At 71.0% G+C, this 17,384-nt stretch carries 19 protein-coding genes; 12 read left to right on the forward strand and 7 right to left on the reverse strand.

Going from position 1 to position 17,384, the window contains the following annotated elements; all coding sequences use genetic code 11:
* Window positions 1-89: 89 nt before the first annotated feature.
* Entirely contained in the window at window positions 90-896 is an 807-nt protein-coding gene (locus AB0F89_RS10865; protein WP_367135077.1) for a metal-dependent hydrolase, read from the reverse strand.
* 282 nt (window positions 897-1,178) lie between these two features.
* Between AB0F89_RS10865 and AB0F89_RS10870 the strand changes: the two genes are divergently transcribed.
* From AB0F89_RS10870 to yhjD, 11 genes are all read left to right on the forward strand, one after another.
* Complete coding sequence (locus AB0F89_RS10870) at window positions 1,179-2,399, forward strand: NADP-dependent isocitrate dehydrogenase (RefSeq protein ID WP_367135079.1); 1,221 nt, start codon at window positions 1,179-1,181, stop codon at window positions 2,397-2,399.
* Window positions 2,400-2,564: 165 nt separating this feature from the next.
* A complete protein-coding gene (locus AB0F89_RS10875; protein WP_367135081.1) occupies window positions 2,565-2,882 on the forward strand; it encodes an SH3 domain-containing protein in 318 nt (105 codons plus the stop codon).
* 12 nt (window positions 2,883-2,894) lie between these two features.
* On the forward strand, window positions 2,895-3,113 hold the full coding sequence (locus AB0F89_RS10880; RefSeq protein ID WP_367135083.1) for a hypothetical protein: 219 nt from the start codon (window positions 2,895-2,897) through the stop codon (window positions 3,111-3,113).
* A gap of 9 nt (window positions 3,114-3,122) precedes the next feature.
* Window positions 3,123-3,929 carry an exodeoxyribonuclease III gene (locus AB0F89_RS10885; protein WP_367135085.1) on the forward strand — a complete coding sequence of 269 codons (807 nt, stop codon included), beginning with the start codon at window positions 3,123-3,125 and terminating at the stop codon, window positions 3,927-3,929.
* A 34-nt stretch (window positions 3,930-3,963) separates the two neighbouring features.
* The gene (locus AB0F89_RS10890; RefSeq protein WP_367135087.1) at window positions 3,964-4,272 is read left to right on the forward strand and encodes a nucleotidyltransferase family protein; all 309 of its coding nucleotides are present in this window, start codon (window positions 3,964-3,966) and stop codon (window positions 4,270-4,272) included.
* Window positions 4,262-4,609, forward strand: coding sequence for a DUF86 domain-containing protein (locus AB0F89_RS10895; protein WP_367135089.1), 348 nt, complete (start codon window positions 4,262-4,264; stop codon window positions 4,607-4,609). The genes AB0F89_RS10890 and AB0F89_RS10895 overlap by 11 nt, the downstream gene beginning before the upstream one ends.
* 201 nt (window positions 4,610-4,810) lie before the next feature.
* Window positions 4,811-6,499: a TIGR03767 family metallophosphoesterase gene (locus AB0F89_RS10900; RefSeq protein ID WP_367135091.1), complete on the forward strand. Its 1,689-nt coding sequence runs from the start codon at window positions 4,811-4,813 to the stop codon at window positions 6,497-6,499.
* Window positions 6,500-6,562: 63 nt separating this feature from the next.
* Window positions 6,563-9,097 (forward strand): bifunctional FO biosynthesis protein CofGH, encoded by a 2,535-nt coding sequence (locus tag AB0F89_RS10905; protein ID WP_367135093.1) that lies wholly within the window; start codon window positions 6,563-6,565, stop codon window positions 9,095-9,097.
* 164 nt (window positions 9,098-9,261) lie between these two features.
* Window positions 9,262-9,537, forward strand: coding sequence for a hypothetical protein (locus AB0F89_RS10910; RefSeq protein WP_367135095.1), 276 nt, complete (start codon window positions 9,262-9,264; stop codon window positions 9,535-9,537).
* Between the two features lie 96 nt (window positions 9,538-9,633).
* Complete coding sequence (gene trpS, locus AB0F89_RS10915) at window positions 9,634-10,659, forward strand: tryptophan--tRNA ligase (protein WP_367138816.1); 1,026 nt, start codon at window positions 9,634-9,636, stop codon at window positions 10,657-10,659.
* Window positions 10,660-10,684: 25 nt separating this feature from the next.
* Window positions 10,685-11,695 (forward strand): inner membrane protein YhjD, encoded by a 1,011-nt coding sequence (yhjD, locus tag AB0F89_RS10920; RefSeq protein WP_367135097.1) that lies wholly within the window; start codon window positions 10,685-10,687, stop codon window positions 11,693-11,695.
* 22 nt (window positions 11,696-11,717) lie between these two features.
* Here yhjD and AB0F89_RS10925 read toward each other — a convergent pair whose 3' ends face one another.
* The gene (locus AB0F89_RS10925; RefSeq protein WP_367135099.1) at window positions 11,718-12,062 is read right to left on the reverse strand and encodes a hypothetical protein; all 345 of its coding nucleotides are present in this window, start codon (window positions 12,060-12,062) and stop codon (window positions 11,718-11,720) included.
* A 24-nt stretch (window positions 12,063-12,086) separates the two neighbouring features.
* The gene (locus AB0F89_RS10930; protein ID WP_367135101.1) at window positions 12,087-12,323 is read right to left on the reverse strand and encodes an SCO4848 family membrane protein; all 237 of its coding nucleotides are present in this window, start codon (window positions 12,321-12,323) and stop codon (window positions 12,087-12,089) included.
* Between the two features lie 60 nt (window positions 12,324-12,383).
* Between AB0F89_RS10930 and AB0F89_RS10935 the strand changes: the two genes are divergently transcribed.
* Window positions 12,384-13,676, forward strand: coding sequence for a D-alanyl-D-alanine carboxypeptidase family protein (locus tag AB0F89_RS10935; protein WP_367135103.1), 1,293 nt, complete (start codon window positions 12,384-12,386; stop codon window positions 13,674-13,676).
* A 172-nt stretch (window positions 13,677-13,848) separates the two neighbouring features.
* Here AB0F89_RS10935 and AB0F89_RS10940 read toward each other — a convergent pair whose 3' ends face one another.
* Genes AB0F89_RS10940 through sdhC form a run of 4 tightly spaced genes read right to left on the reverse strand, consistent with a single transcriptional unit; the run spans window position 13,849 to window position 17,245 of the window.
* A complete protein-coding gene (locus tag AB0F89_RS10940; protein WP_367135105.1) occupies window positions 13,849-14,631 on the reverse strand; it encodes a succinate dehydrogenase iron-sulfur subunit in 783 nt (260 codons plus the stop codon).
* Window positions 14,631-16,382, reverse strand: coding sequence for a succinate dehydrogenase flavoprotein subunit (gene sdhA / locus AB0F89_RS10945; RefSeq protein ID WP_367135107.1), 1,752 nt, complete (start codon window positions 16,380-16,382; stop codon window positions 14,631-14,633). The genes AB0F89_RS10940 and sdhA overlap by 1 nt, the downstream gene beginning before the upstream one ends.
* Window positions 16,383-16,406: 24 nt before the next feature.
* On the reverse strand, window positions 16,407-16,817 hold the full coding sequence (locus AB0F89_RS10950) for a succinate dehydrogenase hydrophobic membrane anchor subunit (protein WP_367135109.1): 411 nt from the start codon (window positions 16,815-16,817) through the stop codon (window positions 16,407-16,409).
* 2 nt (window positions 16,818-16,819) lie between these two features.
* Entirely contained in the window at window positions 16,820-17,245 is a 426-nt protein-coding gene (sdhC, locus tag AB0F89_RS10955; protein ID WP_367135111.1) for a succinate dehydrogenase, cytochrome b556 subunit, read from the reverse strand.
* Between the last annotated feature and the right edge of the window lie 139 nt (window positions 17,246-17,384).

Here is a 17,384-nt window from a genome sequence, read left to right on the forward strand (position 1 = left end):
GACGCGGGTCTGCGCGGGACGGGGATTTCGTGGAGGCTAGTCCGATCGGGTGATGCAGTGGTAGCCGCCGAATGGCCGGTATCTGAAAATCAGATGGGGAGCAGGTCGAAAGTTTCGAGGAACGGCAGCGCGCCCGCCCGCTGGAGCGCGGCGGCGGACAGCCAGACGCTCAGGATCGTGATCAGCGGGCCGACGATCGCCATCTCGACCCGGCCGCCGGTCTTCATCCGCATGATCTTCGGCGGCGCGACCGGGTACCACGTCTTGCCCATCAGCGGGACCGGCCACAGGATCGGGCAGCCCTGCTCGGTGATCGCGTCGCCCAGGTAGTGGGCCACGCAGCCGATGCCGACGGCCACCCCGCACGCCGCCGCGCTGGCGGGCGTCTGCGCGGTCCAGGCCACGCAGGCGACCGTGATGGCCGCCGACACGCCCGTGATGAGCAGGGCGTCCTTCTGCGGGCACCAGTCGTTCATGATCCCGCGCACGGCCAGGCCCGCGAACACGAACATCAGCACGGGCAGCGCCCACTTCTGCGACTGCTGCACCACGGCGGTCGTGCCGACGGCGGCGGCCAGCGCGAACGCCAGCGTGTGGGTCAGGCCCCGGTGCCCGCCGTCGCGATTGGAGTCCTTGCGGGTGCGGGTGGTGCGGTAGACGAACGAGCTGATCGTGTTGATCAGGGCCGACGCGCCCGCGCTGACCGGCCCGAACGTCCGCGAGATGGTGGACGAGGGGTGGTCGAGGTCGGGCAGCAGCGCGGCGCCGGTGGCGAGCACCGCGCCGACCGCCCAGCTCTGCGGCGTGAGCTGGCCGATGGGGTGGTTCTCCGCGAGCGCGGTCACCGCGGCCCAGGCCAGCAGACCGCTCATGGCGTGGGTCGGACCCGTCGACAACGCTGCCCCCTTGATCACTCGTACGGGTGCGAGGTTAGCGGTGTCGGCGGGCGTCGCGCCGTCAATCGCGAACGCGTGTTCGAGTGTCGCGGTCGGCCGTCCCCGTGCGGCGGTCCGGCGGCCCGGCTGGTTGTATTGGGTCGGAGAACACCCGTGCCACCCCGTCGCGCGGCGTCCGCGAGGTGTGACGCCGTTCCCTTTTTCCGCCGAGGTGGACGCAAGCAACCCGACATAGCAGTACGCTTGTCTTGCTTGCATTGTCGCGAGAGGAGCGCCCTGAGTATGGGCAAGATCAAGGTTCAGGGGACCGTCGTCGAGCTCGACGGCGACGAGATGACCCGGATCATCTGGCAGTTCATCAAGGACAAGCTGATCCACCCGTACCTGGACGTCGACCTCGAGTACTACGACCTGGGGATCGAGTACCGGGACAGCACCGACGACCAGGTCACGATCGACGCCGCGCACGCCATCAAGAAGCACGGCGTCGGCGTCAAGTGCGCCACGATCACGCCGGACGAGGCGCGGGTCGAGGAGTTCGGCCTGAAGAAGATGTGGGTCTCGCCGAACGGCACGATCCGCAACATCCTCGGCGGCGTGGTGTTCCGCGAGCCGATCATCATCTCGAACATCCCCCGGCTGGTGCCGGGCTGGACCAAGCCGATCATCATCGGCCGCCACGCCCACGGCGACCAGTACAAGGCGACCAACTTCAAGGTCCCCGGCGCGGGCGAGCTGACGATCACGTTCACGCCCGAGGACGGCTCCGAGCCGATCCAGCACGTGGTGGCCAACTACGGCGCCGACGGCGGCGTGGCCATGGGCATGTACAACTTCAACAAGTCCATCGAGGACTTCGCGCGCGCCTCGTTCTCGTACGGGTTGCAGCGCGACTACCCGGTGTACATGTCGACCAAGAACACCATCCTCAAGGCGTACGACGGCGCCTTCAAGGACATCTTCCAGAAGGTGTTCGAGGAGGAGTTCAAGGCGCAGTTCGACGCGGCGGGCCTCACCTACGAGCACCGCCTGATCGACGACATGGTGGCCGCCGCGATGAAGTGGGAGGGCGGCTACGTCTGGGCGTGCAAGAACTACGACGGCGACGTGCAGTCCGACACGGTCGCGCAGGGCTTCGGCTCGCTCGGCCTGATGACGTCGGTGCTGATGACGCCGGACGGCAGGACCGTCGAGGCCGAGGCCGCGCACGGCACCGTCACCCGGCACTACCGGCAGCACCAGGCCGGCAAGCCGACGTCCACCAACCCGATCGCGTCGATCTTCGCGTGGACCGGTGGCCTGAAGCACCGGGGCAAGCTGGACGGCACGCCGGAGGTCACCGGCTTCGCGGAGACGCTGGAGCAGGTCATCGTGGAGACCGTCGAGAGCGGTCGGATGACCAAGGACCTGGCCATGCTGGTCGGCAAGGACCAGGAGTGGCTGACCACCGAGGACTTCCTCGGCACGCTGGACGAGAACCTGCAGAAGCGGATGGCCGGCTGACGCCTGCCCGTTCGTGACCAGGGGACCGCTCTCGGGCGGTCCCCTGTCGCGTTCCGCAGCGGCCTCACCCGTCCGGTTCCCCGGTGGGGTGGATTGTGCCGCCGACCGCCGCACGACCCCGCCCGGCGCGCTATATCTGCACTTCGGAAGAGGTGTCGGGAGGGCGTGGTGTTCGGGATTCCGGTGCGCGGGATGGTCGTCGTCGGTGTGCTCGCGGCGGCGGGGTTGATGTACGTCGCCAACGAGGGCAGGAGACTCGGCGTGGAGGAGGTCGCCGCCGAGCAGTGCCGGGTGACGGTGATCGCCGACGTCCTCAACGTCCGCTCCGGGCCCGCCGACACCCAGCCGATCGTGGCCACCATGCCGCGGGACGCGGTGGTGCGGGCCGAGGCGAGGGTCGAGAACGGGTTCCGGCTGCTGTCCGACGGGCGGTGGGTGAAGGACGAGTTCGTGACACCGACCTCGGACAGCGGGTGCTCGTGATGTGATTGGCGGATGTTCTTCAAGTGGCGGTGGTCGCGCCGTGACGTGGTCACGTGCGCGTGCGAGCCCGAGTGGCCGGGCCTGCGGGCGGAGGTCGACGGGAGCCAGGTGGCCGGCGTGCCGTCGCCGGAGGGCAGCAGCCCGCTGGTGCTGATGCTGGGGCTGCGCGCGTCGTGCACGGGCTGCGGCGCCGATTACCCGCACGGCTGGGCGGTCGCCGAGCGCGGATAGGCTGCCCGGGTGCTGACTGTCTCCACGATCAACGTCAACGGGCTGCGCGCGGCGGCGAAGAAGGGCTACCTGGAGTGGCTGGCCGCGACGCCCGCCGACGTGGTCTGCCTGCAGGAGGTGCGGGCCGAGCCGGGGCAGCTGTCGGACGAGGTGCGCGCGCCGGAGGGCTGGCACGTGGCGCACGCGCACTCCGAGGTCAAGGGCCGCAACGGCGTCGCGGTGCTGACCCGCGAGGCGCCGCGGGCCGTCCGGGTCGGGTTCGGGGTGGCGGAGTTCGAGCACTCGGGGCGGTACGTCGAGGTCGAGCTGGCCGACGTGGTGGTGGCGTCGCTGTACCTGCCGAGCGGTGACGTCGGCACGCCGAGGCAGGACGAGAAGGACCGGTTCATGGCCGGGTTCCTGCCGTACCTGGTGGAACTGCGCGACAAGGCCGCCGCCGGCGGGCGCGAGGTGCTGGTGTGCGGCGACTGGAACATCGCGCACCGGGCCGAGGACCTGAAGTCGTGGAAGGCGAACCAGAAGTCGTCCGGCTTCCTGCCGGAGGAGCGGGCGTGGCTGGGGCGGGTGTTCGACGAGGCCCGGTACGTCGACGTGGTGCGCTCCCTGCACCCGGACGTGGCGGGGCCGTACACGTGGTGGTCGTACCGCGGCAAGGCGTTCGACAACGACTCCGGCTGGCGGATCGACTACCAGGTGGCGACGCGGGGCCTGGCGGCGACGGCGCGGTCGGCGGTGGTCGAGCGGGCCGCCGCGTACGGCGAGCGCTGGTCCGACCACGCGCCGGTGACGGTGGGTTACGACTGGCCGAGGACCTGAGATCAGGCACAATCGTGGCCAGGAGGTGGCGCCTGTGCACGAGATCATCGCGGCCAAGCGGCCCGAGGTCGAAGACCTGTGCCGCGTGCTGAGCGTTCGCCGCCTCGACGTGTTCGGGTCCGCTGTCGGTGACTCGTTCGACGTGGTGTCCAGCGACGTCGACGTCCTCGTGGAGTTCGACGCCGGTCCGGGCTTCGACTACTTCGGCAGCTACTTCGCCCTGAAGGAAGGGCTGGAGCGGATCTTCGGTCGGCCGGTCGATCTCGTGAGCGGTTCCAGCATCCGCAACCCGTACTTCCGGCAGCGAGTGATGGAGACCAAGGAACAGCTGTATGCGGCCTGACCCTCGCGCGTACCTCTGGGACGCGCTACAGGCCGTTGACCTGTTGAGCCGGTTCAGCGCCGGCAAGTCGTTCGCGGACTACGAGGCGGACGCCATGCTGAGGTCGGCGGTCGAGCGACAGTTCGAGATCATCGGTGAAGCCCTGAACCAGCTGCGCAAGGCCGATGCCGATCTCGCGTCGGCCATCCCGGACGTCAACCGGATAGTCGCGTTCCGCAACATCCTGATCCACGGGTACGCCTCGGTTGACGACGCTTTGGTCTGGCAAACGCTCGTGGACAAGGTGCCCGCGTTGGATCAGGCGCTCCGCCGGCTGCTGGACGAGGTGGATGGGTGATCGATCCGACAACGCGCCGATGACGGTCAGCTACGACTGGCCGGAGGACTGAGTCGGCTCGATCGAGGGCCCGTTGTCCGGTCCCGGAACCGATCAACACGACGATCGACTTCGCTCGTTCGGCCGCACTTCACCGTGAGTTCGTGACCTCCTCCCCGGTTCGTGAGAACTTTTCACCAAACCGAACACGGGGAGTGGTCGATGGGCGGGATCAGCCGGCGGCGTTTCTTCCAGGCGACGGGTGCGGCGGGGGCGGTGCTGCTGTGGGGTGGGCCCGCCTGGGCGGCGACCACCGGGACGACGCTCGACGCCGCCGCGACGGCCGTCGGCGGCACCGGGTACCGACGGCTCCAGGCCGGGCCGGGGTGGCCGCTGGTCGTGCGGCCGGACCTGGTCGCGCCGAGCCCCGGCCGGGCGGACCGGCGGACGTCGTTGGCCTGCTTCGTGCAGTTCACCGACATGCACATGATCGACACCCAGAGCCCCGCCCGGTTCGAGTACACCCACCCGCTGCTGGGCTCCGGCGCCTTCCGCCCCCACGAAACGCTCGCCCAGCACACGTCGGCAGCCCTGGTGCGCAAGATCAACGGCATCGGGGCCGGGCCGTTCACCGGTCGCCCGATCGACTTCATGATGACCACGGGCGACAACACCGACAACCACGAGCTGGTCGAGCTGGACTGGTTCCTCACCACCCTCAACGGCGGCCGGATCACCGCCAACACCGGCGACCCCACCCGGTACGAGGGCGTGCAGGACTCCGGCGTCACGGCCTACTGGAACCCGCACTCCACCCTCCTCGACGACTACAAGGCCAAGGGCTTCCCGCTCGTCCCCGGCCTGCTCGACGCCGCGATCCGCCCGTTCGACAGCCCCGGCCTCCGCGTCCCCTGGTACTGCACGTTCGGCAACCACGACGACAGCGTGGTCGGCTCCCTGCCCGACGGCATCCCGCTGATCGACGGCCTGTACACCTCGAACCGCAAGATCATGGGCTTCTCCGACGACCGGACCCGGCGGCTGGCCAGGGCCATGACCGACCCGGCGCACCTCCTCGACGCGGCGGCCGTCGTGGCCGAGGGCGGGCTGGTCCGCACCGTCACGCCGGACCCCCGCCGCCGGCCGTTCACCACCGCCGAGTTCGTCCAGGCGCACCTCGACCCGCGGCACACCGGCCCCGGCCCGCACGGCCACGGCTTCACGCCGGACAACGCCGACGGCGTCGACGTCTTCTACACCTTCCCGATCGCGCCCGGCGTCACCGGCATCAGCCTCGACACCACGACCACCGCGGGCTTCGCCGACGGCTCGATCGGCCTGCACCAGTACCTCTGGCTGGAGCGCACCCTCAAGCGCGGCAGCTCGCGCTACTACGACGTGCTCGGCTTCCGGCACCGCCAGGACGTCACCGACGAGCTGTTCATCCTGTTCAGCCACCACACCAGCTGGACCATGGGCAACGTCCTGCCGGACCGCCGCCGCCCGCTCGACCCCCGCCTGGACGGCGACGCGCTGGTCTCCCTCCTCGGCCGGTTCCCGAACGTGGTGGCCTGGGTCAACGGCCACACCCACGAGAACCGGATCGTGCCGCACGGCGTCGGCGACCGGGCGTTCTGGGAGATCAACACCGCCGCCCACGTCGACCACCCGCAGCACGCCCGGATCATCGAGCTGGCGGACAACGGCGACGGCACGTTGTCCCTGTTCACCACGCTGGTCGAGGGTGACGCGCCCTACCAGGCCGACTACGACGACACCACACCGCGCGGCCTGGCCTCGCTGGCCCGCGAGTTCGCGTTCAACGACCCGCACGCGGGCGCGGGCGCGGTCGGCGCGGTCACCGACCGCAACACCGAGCTGGTCGTCGCGGGGAGGGCCCCGACCCGGTAGCGCGGCCGTGCCGGACGTCACTCCGGCCGTGCCCGGCGATTGCGGCCACCTAAGGTCGGTGACGTGTCCGTGCACATCCCGATCACCCCGCCGGAACCGACGCCGAGCCCGTCGGCGATGCGCCGCGCGTTGCGCCGTGCCGCCGACGGCGCCGCGCTGGACGTCACCGAGGCCGCCGTGCTGCTGCACGCCCGCGGTGACGACCTGGACGCGTTGCTGGGCGCCGCGGGCCGGGCGCGTGACGCGCACCTGCTGGCGGAGGGCCGGCCGGGCGTGGTCACCTACAGCCGCAACGCGTTCATCCCGCTGACCCGCCTGTGCCGGGACCGCTGCCACTACTGCACGTTCGCGACGGCCCCGCACAAGGTGCCCGCCGCGTTCCTGGAGCGGGACGAGGTGCTGGACATCGCCCGCGCGGCCGCCGCCCAGGGCTGCAAGGAAGCCCTCTTCACGCTCGGCGACCGGCCCGAGGAGCGGTGGCCGCAGGCGCGGGAGTGGCTGGAGGCGCGCGGCTACTCGTCGACGCTCGACTACGTGCGGGCCAGCGCGATCGCCGTGCTGGAGGAGACCGGCCTGCTGCCGCACCTCAACCCCGGCGTGCTGAGCTGGGAGGAGCTGCAGCGGCTGCGGCCGGTCGCGGCCAGCATGGGGATGATGCTGGAGACCACGGCCGAGCGGCTCTGGTCGGAGAAGGGCGGCCCGCACTACGGCAGCCCCGACAAGGAACCGGCGGTCCGGCTGCGGGTGCTGACCGACGCGGGCCGGGTCAACGTCCCGTTCACCACCGGCGTCCTGATCGGCATCGGCGAGACGATCACCGAGCGGGCCGAGTCGCTGCTGGCCATGCGCGCCGTCGCCCGCCAGTACGGGCACGTCCAGGAGGTGATCATCCAGAACTTCCGGGCCAAGCCGGACACCGCCATGCGCGGGATGCCCGACGCCGACCTGCGCGAGCTGGCCGCGACGATCGCGGTGGCGCGACTGGTCATGCCGACGTCCACCAGCGTGCAGGCCCCGCCCAACCTGGTCGGCGGCGAGTTCGACCTGATGCTGCGCGCGGGCGTGGACGACTGGGGCGGCGTGTCGCCGGTGACGCCGGACCACGTCAACCCCGAACGGCCGTGGCCGCAGGTGGACGTGCTGGCCGAGCACACCCGCGCCGCCGGGTTCGACCTGCGCGAACGCCTCGCCGTCTACCCGCGGTACGCGACCGCGCCCGCCGGGCAGTGGGTCGACGCCCGGCTGACCGCGCACGTCGCCGCGCTGGCCCGCCCGGACGGCCTGGCCGAGCCGGACGCCCCCGTCGTCGGCCGGGAGTGGCAGGAGCCGGACGGCGGCCTCGACAGCTACGGCCGGGCCGACCTGCACACCGCCGTCGACACCGAGGGCCGCACCGGGGACCGCCGGGGCGACTTCGACAGCGTCTACGGCGACTGGGCGTCGCTGACCGTCCCCCCGGTCGTCGGCCGGCAACCCGTCGAACGGCTGCCGGAGGACACCGCGCGCGCCCTCAAGCTGGCCGCCGACGACCCCGGGAAGCTGCTGGACGACGCGGACGCGGCCATGGCGCTGCTCACCGCCGACGGCGCCGCCCTGGAGACCATGGCCCGGCTCGCCGACGAGCTGCGCGCCGAGGTGGTCGGCGACGACGTCACCTACGTGGTCAACCGCAACATCAACTTCTCGAACGTCTGCTACGTCGGCTGCCGCTTCTGCGCGTTCGCCCAGCGCGAGCGGGACGCCGACGCGTTCCGGCTGTCCGTGGCCGAGGTCGCCGACCGCGCGCAGGAGGCGTGGGACGCGGGCGCCACCGAGGTCTGCATGCAGGGCGGCATCGACCCGAAGCTGCCGGTCACCTACTACGCCGACGTCGTGCGCGCGATCAAGGCCAGGGTGCCCGGCATGCACGTGCACGCGTTCAGCCCGATGGAGGTCGTCAGCGCGGCGGCCAAGGCGGGCGTGAGCGTGCGGGAGTGGCTGACCGAGCTGCGCGACGCGGGCCTGGGCACCATCCCCGGCACCGCCGCCGAGATCCTGGACGACGACGTGCGCTGGGTGCTGACCAAGGGCAAGCTGCCCGCCGCGACCTGGCTGGACGTGGTCGCCACCGCGCACGAGCTGGGCATCCGCTCCTCGTCCACGATGATGTACGGCCACGTCGACCACCCCGGCCACTGGCTCGGGCACTTCCGCGCGCTGGCCGCGCTCCAGGACCGCACCGGCGGGCTCACCGAGTTCGTCGGCCTGCCGTTCGTGCACCGCAACGCGCCCATCTACCTGGCGGGCGTCGCCCGGCCCGGTCCGACCAGGCGGGACAACCGGGCCGTGCACGCGTTCGCCCGGCTCGCCCTGCACGGCCGCGTGGCCAACGTCCAGTGCTCGTGGGTCAAGCTCGGCGACGAGGGCACCGCCGAGGTGCTGCGCGGCGGGGCCAACGACCTGGGCGGCACGCTCATGGAGGAGACCATCAGCCGGATGGCGGGCTCCGAGCACGGCTCCGCCCGCACCGCCGACCAGTTGCGCGCCACGGCAGCGCTGGCCGGCCGCCCGGCCCGGCAGCGCACTACGACGTACGGCCGAGTCGACGTCGTCGGGTAGACCCCGGCGAGGAGGCCGGTCGACGGCTGTGGTTACTCTGCGGCCGGCCGCGTTTACCCGAAAGGGGGCACACCCGCTCCCCACCTTGGGTAGGTTCGCGGCCGTCCGTCAACAAGGATCACTCCTCCGTGGAGTGGCACGGTGTTGTTGAGGAGGCTGGGCACGTGCGCGGTCGCGGTGCGGTCCTGGGTTCGGTCCTGGGCGCGGCGTCTTCGCTGGTCGTCGGCGGTGTCGCGGAAGCGGCCGACGACGCCGCGGCGGCTCCGGTCTCCCTGGAGGCGCCGGTCGGCATCGCCGCGGTGGCCCTCGGCGCGATCGGCCTGGTGGCCGGTCTGGTCCGGCGCCGCCGGGGCGCGGTGGCGCCCACGGCGGCCAACCAGCCCGTCGCCGTCGACGGGGACGGCCAGGTCGAGGTGCGGCCCGCCACCACCGGGGTCTGATCGACCTGGGAGGATCACCCCGTGGTCGTCGAAAACTCCGCTGAGAACGTCGCCGGCAGCGCCGCGGGCGAGGCCGGCCAGGCCGCCGCTGCCCCGGTGAGCCGCCCCCGCGTGCTGTCCGGCATCCAGCCGACCGCGGGCTCGTTCCACCTCGGCAACTACCTCGGCGCGCTGCGCCAGTGGGTGGCGCTGCAGGAGACGCACGACGCGTTCTACTGCGTCGTCGACCTGCACGCGATCACCGTCGAGCAGGACCCCAAGGTGCTGCGGCGGAACACCAGGGTGTCCGCCGCGCAGCTGCTGGCGCTCGGCATCGACCCCGACCGCTCGGCGCTGTTCGTCCAGTCGCACGTGCCCGAGCACGCCCAGCTCGCCTGGGTCCTGCAGTGCCTGACCGGGTTCGGCGAGGCCAGCCGGATGACCCAGTTCAAGGACAAGTCCGCGCGGCAGGCCGACGGCGGAGCCGGCAACCAGACGACGGCGGGCGTCGGCGTCGGCCTGTTCACCTACCCGATCCTGCAGGCCGCGGACATCCTGCTCTACCAGGCGCACCACGTGCCCGTCGGCGAGGACCAGCGGCAGCACCTGGAGCTGACCCGCGACCTGGCGCAGCGGTTCAACACCCGCTACGGCAAGACGTTCCGGCTGCCCGAGCCCTACATCGTCAAGGACACCGCGAAGATCTACGACCTCCAGGACCCGACGTCGAAGATGTCGAAGTCGGTGCCGGCGGGCGTGGTCGAGCTGCTGGAGGACCCGAAGCGCTCGGCCAAGAAGATCCGCTCCGCGGTCACCGACACCGGGCGCGACATCGTCTACGACCCCGCCGCGAAGGCGGGCGTGAGCAACCTGCTGGTGATCTACTCCGCGCTGACCGGCCGGTCGGTCGAGTCCCTGGTCGCCGACTACGACGGCAAGGGCTACGGCGACCTGAAGAAGGACCTCGGCGAGGTGTTCACCGAGTTCGTCACGCCCGTGCGGGCGCGGGTGGCCGAGTACCTGGACGACACCGCCGAGCTGGACAAGGTGCTGGCGCGCGGCGCGGAGCGGGCCCGGTCGGTGGCCGCGAAGACGTTGGCGCGGACCTACGACCGGATCGGTTTCCTGCCGAGTGGCGACTGATCATCGCACGCACTAGCGTTCCCGTGTGGCGGAAGATGCTGGCGTCGAGGCGAAGATCGACCGGTTGCGCCGGCAGCGCCCGTGGCTGGACCACCTGTTCCGCGCGGCCCAGCGCTACACCGAGAGCTACGGCGCGCACTACGCGGCGGCGGTGACGTACTTCAGCGTGCTGTCGCTCGTGCCGATGCTGATGATCGGCTTCGCGGTCGCCGGTTTCGTGCTGGCCTCGCAGCCCTCGCTGATCGAGGAGCTGAAGGGCAGCATCGCCGACGCCGTGCCCGGCACGCTCGGCACCACCATCAACGAGGTGGTGCAGCAGGCCATCGACTCCAAGGGCACGGTCGGCGTGCTGGGCCTGCTGGCCGCCGTCTACTCCGGCTTCGGCTGGATGAGCAACCTGCGCGACGCGCTGACCGCGCAGTGGGGGCACCCCAAGCAGGACCTGCCGCTGCTGAAGACGGCGCTCAAGGACCTGCTGGCCCTGATCAGCCTCGGCGCGGCCCTGGTGGTGTCGTTCGGCCTGACGGTGGCGGGCAGCGGGCTCGCCGAGCTGGTGCTGCGGTGGATCGGCCTGGACGGCGTCGGGTGGGCCGAGGCCGTGCTGAAGATCGGCACCATCGTGCTGGGCCTGGTGGCGAACTGGCTGGTGTTCCTGTGGGTGCTGGCCAAGCTGCCGCGCAAGCCGTTCAGCCTGCGCAGCGCCGCCAAGGGCGCGGCCGCGGCGGCGGTCGTGTTCGAGGTGCTGAAGCAGGGCGGGACGCTCTACCTGAGCACCGTCACGACGTCACCGGCGGGCGTGGCGTTCGGGCCGATCATCGGCGTGCTGTTCTTCGCCAACCTGGTCGCCCAGTCGCTGCTGTTCATCACCGCCTGGACCGCCACCGCGCGGGAGAACCTGCTGCGCGACCCGCCCGTGCCGCCGCCGCCCGCGGTGATCCAGCCGGTGGTGGAGGTGCGGTCGGGCCCCAGCCCCCGCGCCGCCGTCGGGCTGGTCGGCGCGGGGCTGCTGCTGGGGGCGTTGTTCCGGCGCCGGTGAGGGGCCGGGCGGCCGGTGGGGGTCAGGTCCAGAAGACGGCGATGCCGACGTTCAGCACGACCAGGCCGGCCAGCGCGGGCGTGAGCCAGGCGGCGGGCCGCTTCTTCAGGTTGACCGCCACCAGGGCCGCGATGACGACCAGGACCAGCAGCTTCACGCCGATCTTGATGTGGTTGTAGTCCTGGTCGGTCAGCGGGGCGAGGCCCATCAGCGCCACGCCGGTCAGCAGCTGCAGCGCGCTGCCGTGCAGCCAGCCCTTGTTCAGCGGGGCGTCGGCCCCGGTGCGGCGCTGGACGAAGAACATCGCGACGAGCATGCCCATGCCGAGCAGGTGCAGGAACACCAGCAGTAGGCGCACGAACTCCACGGCGGAGCCTCCAGGTGTGGTGGGTCAGTCGCGCTTCGCGCTTCGGGCAGCGCGCAACCCGCGCACGCCCAGCACGCCGATGACCGTGCCGAACGTGAGCGACGCGACGACGAGGAGCAGGTGGACGGTGAAGAACGCGGTCGGGCCGCCGTCCCACGAGCGGGAGTCCTTCCAGATGTTGCGCAGGAAGGTCGGCCAGATCACCCAGGACCACACCCCGAAGGCGAGCAGGAAGGCGGACGCGCCTCGGGAGAGCTTCACCGGAGCAGTATCGGACGTGGCGGGTGGAGGTCACTCATCCGGGGTGGTTAGCCTGGTCCGGTGCGTTCCTCCGCGTTCCGACGGCCCGTTGCCCTGGTCGTGGCTGCCTGCGCGCTGATGGCCGGCGCGGCGTTCGTGCCCGCACCGGTCCTGGCGGCGCAGCCGGCCTGCGAGAACAAGGTGTCACCGCCCCCGCCGGTGGACACGTCCGAACAGGTGGCGCCCGGCGAGAGGCCGCCGCCGCCGATCGAGGTGCCGGAGAGCCCGATCGGGGGACAGCGGCTCGGTGAGTGCGGCCTCGTGCTGCCGCCGAACGCCCCGGTCCCGCCGGACGGCATCACGGCGGCGAGCTGGCTGCTCGCCGACATGGACTCCGGCGCCGTGCTGGCGGCGGTCGACCCGCACGGTCGGCAGCGGCCCGCGTCGGTGATCAAGGTGCTGCTGGCGATGGTGGTGGCCAAGGAGCTGCCCCCCGACGCCGCGGTGGCGGCGACGGCGGAGGACGTCGCGCAGGAGTGCACCTGCGTGGGGCTGCGCGCCGGGGCCGAGTACACCGTCGAGCAGATGCTCCAGGCGCTGGTGATGGCGTCGGGCAACGACGTGGCGCACGCGCTGGCCCGCCGGCTGGGCGGGGTGCCGTCGGCGATCCGGAAGATGAACGCGCTGGCGGCCGAGCTGGGCGCGCTGGACACGCGGGCCGTGACGCCGTCCGGGCTGGACGCGCCGGGCACGTCCACGTCGGCCTACGACGTGGCGCTGATCTACCGCGAGGCGATGGAGTACCCGGACTTCGTCAAGGCCGTGATGACGCAGCGGATCGACTTCCCGGCGGCCAGTGGCAGCGGGACGACGCCGGTCGTCAACGACAACCGGCTGCTGACCACGTACCGGGGCGCGCTGGGCGGCAAGTCGGGGTTCACCGACGACGCGCAGCACACCTACGTCGGCGCGGCGGAGCGCGAGGGCAAGCGGCTCGTCGTGGTGCTGCTGCGCGGTCAGCAGCAGCCGACCCGGATGACCGACCAGGCCGCCCGGCTGCTGGACTACGGCTTCGCGCTGGAGCCGTCGGCCGCGAACAACCCCGTGGGCCGCCTGGTCGAGGGCGCGCCGCAGGTGAAGAAGAAGACCACCGAGCCGCGCCCGACGCCGACCAGCGCGGGCGTCGGCGAGGTCGCCAACAGCACGCCGGACGGCTCCCAGCCGTCCGCGATGGAGACCGCGTTCGGCAACGTCGGCGGCCCGATCACCGCCGTGGCCGGCCTGGGCCTCGTCCTCGGCCTGCTGATGTACCTGCGCAACCGCCGCGCCAAGGCCGCCCGCGCCGCCCGCACCTCCACCCAGCGCCCCTCCTGACCCCTCGCGAGTCGAACCTCCAGGTCCCGCGAGTCGAACGCTCAGGACCCCCGAGTTCAACATTCAGGACCCCCGCTGACGGCCTTCGCGCCGTCGCCGGGGGTCCTGAATGTTGAACTCGGGGTACGTGGGTGTTCGACTCGCGGGTCGTGGGTGTTCGACTCGCGAGGGGTCAGGTGCGCTTGAAGAGGAGGGCGCGCTTGACTTCCTGGATGGCCTTCGTGACCTGGATGCCGCGGGGGCACGCGTCGGTGCAGTTGAAGGTCGTCCGGCAGCGCCACACGCCGTCGACGTCGTTGAGGATGTCCAGCCGCTCCTCGGCGCCCTCGTCCCGGCTGTCGAAGATGAACCGGTGCGCGTTCACGATCGCCGCCGGGCCGAAGTACGAGCCCTCGGTCCAGTACACCGGGCACGACGTGGTGCACGCCGCGCACAGGATGCACTTGGTGGTGTCGTCGAACCGCTCGCGGTCGGCGATGGACTGCACGCGCTCGCGCGTCGGCTCGTTGCCGTACGTGATGAGGTACGGCTTGACCGCCTTGAACGCCTCGAAGAACGGCTCCATGTCGACCAGCAGGTCCTTGTGGACCGGCAGCCCCTTGATGGGCTCGATGGTGATCGTGGTCGGCTTGCCGCCGCCTGCCAGCAGGTCCTTCAGCAGCACCTTGCACGCCAGCCGGTTCACGCCGTTGATGCGCATGGCGTCGGAACCGCAGATGCCGTGCGCGCACGAGCGGCGGAACGTCAGCGTCCCGTCGAGGTACCACTTCACGTAGTGCAGCAGGTTCAGCACGCGGTCCGACGGCAGGGCCGGGATCTCGAACGAGTCCCAGCGCGGCTCGTCGTCGAACTCCGGGTTGAACCGGCGGACCTTCAGGGTGACGGTGATCGCGCCGTCCGGCACGGGGGGCTGGTTCCCGCGCGAGCCGGTGGACACTTCAGCGGTAGCGGTCATCAGTACTTGCGCTCCATCGGCTGGTACCGGGTGAACGTCACGGGCTTGTAGTCGAGCCGGATGTCGGCCGCCAAGCCGTCGCCCTGCTTGTAGTACATGCTGTGGCGCATGAAGTTCGTGTCGTCGCGGTTGGGGTAGTCCTCGCGCGCGTGACCGCCGCGGGACTCCTTGCGCGCCAGCGCGCCCACGACCAGGACTTCGGCCAGCTCCAGGAGGAAGCCCAGCTCGACGGCTTCCAGGAGGTCGGTGTTGAACCGCTTCCCCTTGTCCTGCACGGTGATCCGCTGGTACCGCTCCTTCAACGCCTGCACGTCGTGCAGCGCCTGCTTGAGCGTGTCCTCGGTGCGGTACACCGACGCGTTGGCGTCCATCGTGGCCTGCAGCTCGGTGCGGATGTCGGCCACCCGCTCCTCGCCGTGCTCGGACAGCACCAGCGCCACCTGCGCCTCGACGGCCGCGGCCGGGTCGGCGGGCAGCTCGACGTGCTCGTGCGCCAGCGCGTACTCGGCGGCGGCGATGCCCGCCCGGCGGCCGAACACGTTGATGTCCAGCAACGAGTTCGTGCCGAGCCGGTTCGCGCCGTGCACGGACACGCACGCGCACTCGCCGGCGGCGTACAGGCCGGGGATGACGTTGTCGTTGTCCCGCAGCACCTCGCCGTGCACGTTGGTCGGGATGCCACCCATCGCGTAGTGCGCGGTCGGGTACACCGGCACCGGCTCCTGCACCGGGTCGACCGCGAGGTAGGTGCGGGCGAACTCGGTGATGTCGGGCAGCTTCGTCTCCAGCACCTCGGCGCCGAGGTGCGTGCAGTCCAGCAGCACGTAGTCCTTGTTCGGACCGGCGCCGCGGCCCTCCAGCACCTCCAGCGCCATGGACCGGGCGACGATGTCGCGCGGCGCGAGGTCCTTGATGGTCGGCGCGTACCGCTCCATGAACCGCTCGCCGGAGCCGTTGCGCAGGATCGCGCCCTCGCCGCGGGCGCCCTCCGTCAGCAGGATGCCGAGGCCCGCGAGGCCGGTCGGGTGGAACTGGTAGAACTCCATGTCCTCCAGCGGCAGGCCCTTGCGGAACACGATGCCCATGCCGTCGCCGGTCAGCGTGTGCGCGTTGGACGTGGTCTTGAAGACCTTGCCGAAGCCGCCGGTGGCGAACACCACGGACTTGGCCTGGAACACGTGGATCTCGCCGGTCGCCAGCTCGTAGGCCACCGCGCCGGTGCACACCGGGCCGTCGGCGGTCTCGGTCAGGCAGATGTCGAGCACGTAGAACTCGTTGAAGAACTCGATGCCGTGCTTGACGCAGTTCTGGTACAGCGTCTGCAGGATCATGTGGCCGGTGCGGTCGGCCGCGTAGCACGCCCGGCGCACGGCCGCCTCGCCGTGGTTGCGGGTGTGGCCGCCGAACCGCCGCTGGTCGATCCTGCCCTCGGGCGTGCGGTTGAACGGCAGGCCCATCTTCTCCAGGTCGAGGACCGCGTCGATGGCCTCCTTCGCCATGATCTCGGCGGCGTCCTGGTCGACCAGGTAGTCACCGCCCTTGATCGTGTCGAAGGTGTGCCACTCCCAGTTGTCCTCCTCCACGTTCGCCAGCGCGGCGCACATGCCGCCCTGCGCGGCGCCCGTGTGGGAACGCGTGGGGTAGAGCTTGGTGAGCACCGCCGTGCGGGCGCGCTGGCCGGACTCGATCGCCGCGCGCATCCCGGCGCCGCCGGCGCCGATGATCACGACGTCGTACTTGTGGAACTGCATGGCTTGAGCACTCCCCGCAGCGGGTCAGTCGGTGATGTTCGGGTCGAAGGTGAAGATCACGTACGTGCCGAGGGCGATGATCAGCACCATCGAGACGTAGAGCAGCACCTTGAGCCAGAACCGGGTCGCGTCCTTGCGGGCGTAGTCGTTGATCACGGTGCGCAGGCCGTTGCCGCCGTGGATCTGGGCCAGCCACAGCATCGCCAGGTCCCACATCTGCCAGAACGGCGAGGCCCAGCGGCCCGCGACGAAGCCGAAGTTGATGCGGTGCACGCCACCGTCGAGGATGTTCATGATGAACAGGTGCCCGAGCACCAGGACCACCAGGGCGACACCCGAGATGCGCATGAACAACCAGCTGTACAGCTCGAAGTTGTTGCGGCGGGCGGCGGGGCGGCGCGGTGCGCGCGGCTTGGCCAGGGTCGTTTCGCTCATGATCAGTGACCCCCGCCGAACAGGTCGGTGATGGTGCGGACCATCATGTAGTAGGTGCCGGGGATCATCACCAGCACCCAGACGCCGAGCACCGCCCACAGCATCTGCTTCTGGTAGCGGGCGCCCTTCTCCCAGAAGTCGACCAGCATCACCCTGATGCCGTTGAGCGCGTGGTAGAGGACCGCGCCGACCAGGCCGACCTCGAAGAGGTTGACGATCGGGTTCTTGTAGGTCTCGATCACCTTGTCGTACGCGTCCGGGGACACGCGCACCAGCGCGGTGTCCAGGACGTGCGCGAACAGGAAGAAGAACGTCAGCACACCGGTGATGCGGTGGGCGACCCAGGACCACATCCCCAGGTCGCCGCGGTAGAGCGTTCCGCCCCCCTTGGAGGTGCCCGCCCGCTCGGGTGCGGTGGTGCCGGCCATTTGCAACGGCCTCCAGCGTCAGTGGTGGACTGGTCTCCGGTACGTGCGTACTCGGACCTTGACCTCCGGATGCTAGTCCCGCTCGCGCCGGCCGACCCAACAGCATGACCCGTCTGTGAGCGACGAGACACGACGTTCC

Source organism: Saccharothrix sp. HUAS TT1, from assembly GCF_040744945.1.
In the GTDB taxonomy this organism is placed as follows: domain Bacteria; phylum Actinomycetota; class Actinomycetes; order Mycobacteriales; family Pseudonocardiaceae; genus Actinosynnema.